This is a genomic window from Siphonobacter sp. BAB-5405 (assembly GCF_002872335.1).
Classification (GTDB): domain Bacteria; phylum Bacteroidota; class Bacteroidia; order Cytophagales; family Spirosomataceae; genus Siphonobacter.
Genome location: NZ_NJAG01000127.1, coordinates 1 through 3,641 on the forward strand (window position 1 = coordinate 1; position 3,641 = coordinate 3,641).

Below are 3,641 nucleotides of genomic sequence, written 5' to 3' on the forward strand. Positions count from 1 at the left end.
CAACGTATCCGATCTGGTCAATACGCTTATGAGCCTACTTTTTGATTCCATGCCGGGAACAATCGCCTTACGAACCGATCTGGTTAATACGCTAATGAGCCTACGGCAGCCGTACGAGGCACAAGCGGTCCGGCTGAGTCAACTCGAGCTGACCTTGGAGCAGGAGTGGTTAGATGGCCAAAAAGTGGCAGGCCCGCATTGAGAAGTACAACGAGTTGGTTAATCGCCACAACGTCCTGCGGGAAAGCCGTCAGGCACGGGCCCTTACCCCCCCGACGCACGCCTGCTTCGCCCGCTACTTGAGCCGGCTACCAGCACCTGTAGGCGAATCCGGATGGGTTAGCCAGCATTCAGCAATGGTTACGGGTACCTGCGAAGGCCCGGGGCAACTTGGGCTCAGTTCACTACTTACGTGCAGTCGATTGCACAGACCAATCCCTGTAGCTGCCGTCTACAATAGGAAGATGGCAAATTCATCTACTCAGGTAAAATGGGCAAGCGACAGCAGCAGAGCCAGGATTAAACGCGGGGCAGTTAAAAAAGCTCATTGAGACYTCCATGCAGCTGCAAAACCATAAGCTCCGGTTAGGTTGTTGACTCGTATTAAGAAATACCGACGTCAAAGGGGAGTAACATGTAATATCCAGGTAAGCATCCATTGAAGCCAGGCCCGGGAAAAAGGAATATTCTGGAGCGACCATGGCTCTGCTTTATGTTTCCTTAAATGAATCATTGAAGTAGTGTTAGGTAATAGAAAAGGCTTGATGATTTGAGCAGACAAAGCTCAGACAAGGACATGAGCAAGGGCGGAGAAAATCCTTAAAGAATGGGTAGAAAATCTTAAATCAACAGCAAAAGAGGCTTTTTAGCTTAGGAATAAGACTTAGCGAATAACGGCTCACATAAAATAATCTATGCCCCTCCGCCGAATGCCCCTTCTAAAATTTGCCTGACTCTGGTATATTCGATAGGTACGCATGAACCCCTCTTTATTTCGAATCATTCTGGGCCTACTTGGCCTGTTAGGGGGGAGCTTCTGCCAGGGCCAGAACATTGCTTTTAATCACCTGGGTTCGGAGAACGGACTGTCCCAGAACTCGGTTCTAGCCATTGCTCAGGATAGCCGTGGCTTTATCTGGATGGGCACCCGGTACGGACTCAATCGCTACGATCACCCGGAATTTTAGCGTATTTAAAAACGATCCTTCTGACTCCACTACCCTTTCCGATAATTACATTCTTTCCCTGTTGTCCGATTCCCGGGGTAAGCTATGGGTAGGCACCACGCAGGGGCTTAACTACTATGATTCCCGGAACAATGTCTTTCATCGCCTGAATAGCCCCCTTGAAAAACAGCAGGGCCTTGCGACCCTGGCTATTCATTGTCTCTTTGAAGATTCAAAAGGAAGCATTTGGGTCGGTACTTCGGCGGGCGTCCGTGTTTTAACCACCCCCCGCAAACCCAGTTCTCGGGCTTTGCTGAAGGCGGTTGCGTTCCCTGCCTTCCCTGGAAGTACGAAGCCTGGTTGAAGACCCGGAAGGCTACGTCTGGATGGGCACGTCTAAAGGTCTGATTCGAATTCACCCACAAAACGGGACTTTCCACTGGTTTACCAAAAAAGACGGCTTAACCGACGACTTCATTACGAGTCTGGCCAAGGATAAGGATAAGAACCTGTGGATTGGCACCAAGTATGGTGGCGTAAATCTGTACCGACAGCGACACTTCTCCGCCTTGCTGCCCGCAAAGATTGATCCGAATATTCGTAAGATCATGCCGGATAAAAGGGGGAAACTCTGGATTGCTTCGCTGGAGGGCTTATACAGGTATGATCCAGACGTACAGCAGCTCCAAACGTACCGACATGATCCGGAAAATCGCAAAAGCCTGAGTCAGAATTCCATCTATTCGCTTTTTGAAGACACGAACGGGTCGATTTGGGTCGGCACGTATTACCGCGGTGTTGATATTATTTATTCGTCCCTGACACCCTTTACCATCTATCAGAATCACCCCTCCACCCGTAGTCTGAGTAACGATGTCATTAGCTACATTACGGCCGACAACCGATCTCAGCTCTGGATTGGCACCGAAGGCGGAGGGCTTAACACCTTCAATACTGCAAAAGGGTCTTTTCAGGCGTTTAAACATCAACCCTCTGATCCATACAATATTAGCTCCAATTTAATCAAGAGTATTCACTGGGACAAAAGAGGCATCCTGTGGGTGTGTACCCACTTGGGTGGTCTCAACGCGTATCATCCGCAAAGTCAACGATTCGAGCATTTCAGGCACGATCCCAGTAATCCCCATTCTCTGGCCTCTGATAACGTCATTGCCGTAGCCGAAGATGCCAAAGGGAACATTTGGGTGGGAACCGATCGGAACGGCATTAGCGTATTTGATCCACACACCGGTCTCTTTCAGAGCATACACACGCATTCTTCTCCCCTTAAAATCAGTGCGAATGGCATCCGCAGTTTCTTTCTGGATTCTAAAAAAAACCTGTGGATTGCTACTGGTGCGGGACTTAATCGGCTCGACTCCACGGGAAAAAAGATGACTTGGTTTACTTCAGAAAATACTTTGAATTTAAAATCGCAGGACATCAATTGCGTATCGGAAGATGCTCAGGGTCAGATCTGGATAGGTACGTATTACGGGGGTCTGTGCCGGTTGAATCCGGATGAAAAATCCGTCACAACCTTTACCGAGAAAGACGGACTGCCCAATGATAACGTGCTGGGTATCCTTGAAGATCGCCAGCACTACCTCTGGCTCAGTACGGAAAACGGACTGTGCCGCTTCAACCCCTCACAACAAACGTTTAAGACCTACCACGACGAGTGACGGATTGCCCAGCAATGAATTCAGTCCCCGGGCTTACTACCAAAGCCCTGGAGGGTTTACTGTATTTGGCACCAATAGTGGCCTGGTAAGTTTTGACCCCAGCCGCATCGTTCTGAATCAGTTTTTACCACCGCTGACATTCACTTCCCTTAAATTATTTAACCAGCCCGTTCAGGTTGGAGATGCCCAGGGACTTTTGACCCAAGACATTAGCTCCACCCAAAGCCTTACGTTTACGCACGATCAAAATGTTTTTTCACTGGATTTCGCCCTGCTCAATTACATCAAACCGGGCAAAAATCAATATGCGTATCAGTTGCAGGGATTCGAAAAAAACTGGAACTACGTCAGGATTCCTTCCGCTACCTATACCAATCTTGCTCCAGGGGAGTACACCTTGCGGGTAAAGGCGGCCAACAACGATGGCATCTGGACCCCCGAGCCTCTTTCGCTTCGCATTCGAATCCTTCCTCCGTGGTGGGCTACCGGCTGGGCTTATTTACTGTACGCCTGCAGTTTCAGCGGATTACTTTTCATACTTATCCGTTTTTTCTGGCTGCGGGCTTCGCTCCGGCGAAACCAGGAACTTCACCAGTTAAAACTGAATTTTTTTACCAACATCTCCCACGAGATTCGTACGCATTTGACGTTAATCCTCGGACCCATTGATACCCTCATCGATGCTTTGCGAGAAGATCCTTCCGCTTCCCGGCAACTTCAGCACGTAAAAAAATCACTCGAACCGTTTGCTTAGATTAGTCAGTGAGCTGATGGATTTTCGTAGAATCGA

General features: G+C 49.0%; 5 protein-coding genes. All 5 read left to right on the forward strand.

Translation table 11 applies throughout. The annotated features are described in order from the left end of the window. On the forward strand, positions 1–202 hold a 202-nt coding region (locus tag BWI97_RS27855; protein ID WP_158242871.1), incomplete at its 5' end, for a hypothetical protein. A 775-nt stretch (positions 203–977) separates the two neighbouring features. Then, the gene (locus BWI97_RS26405) at positions 978–1,187 is read left to right on the forward strand and encodes a two-component regulator propeller domain-containing protein (protein ID WP_102203433.1); all 210 of its coding nucleotides are present in this window, start codon (positions 978–980) and stop codon (positions 1,185–1,187) included. Continuing rightward, positions 1,126–1,530, forward strand: a complete 405-nt coding sequence (locus BWI97_RS26410) for a two-component regulator propeller domain-containing protein (protein ID WP_158242872.1) — start codon at positions 1,126–1,128, stop codon at positions 1,528–1,530. Before BWI97_RS26405 ends, BWI97_RS26410 begins: the two co-directional genes overlap by 62 nt. Beyond that, the gene (locus BWI97_RS26415) at positions 1,490–2,851 is read left to right on the forward strand and encodes a two-component regulator propeller domain-containing protein (RefSeq protein WP_102203435.1); all 1,362 of its coding nucleotides are present in this window, start codon (positions 1,490–1,492) and stop codon (positions 2,849–2,851) included. The genes BWI97_RS26410 and BWI97_RS26415 overlap by 41 nt, the downstream gene beginning before the upstream one ends. Positions 2,852–2,855: 4 nt before the next feature. Next, positions 2,856–3,605, forward strand: coding sequence for a triple tyrosine motif-containing protein (locus BWI97_RS26420; protein WP_158242873.1), 750 nt, complete (start codon positions 2,856–2,858; stop codon positions 3,603–3,605). Positions 3,606–3,641 lie beyond the last annotated feature (36 nt).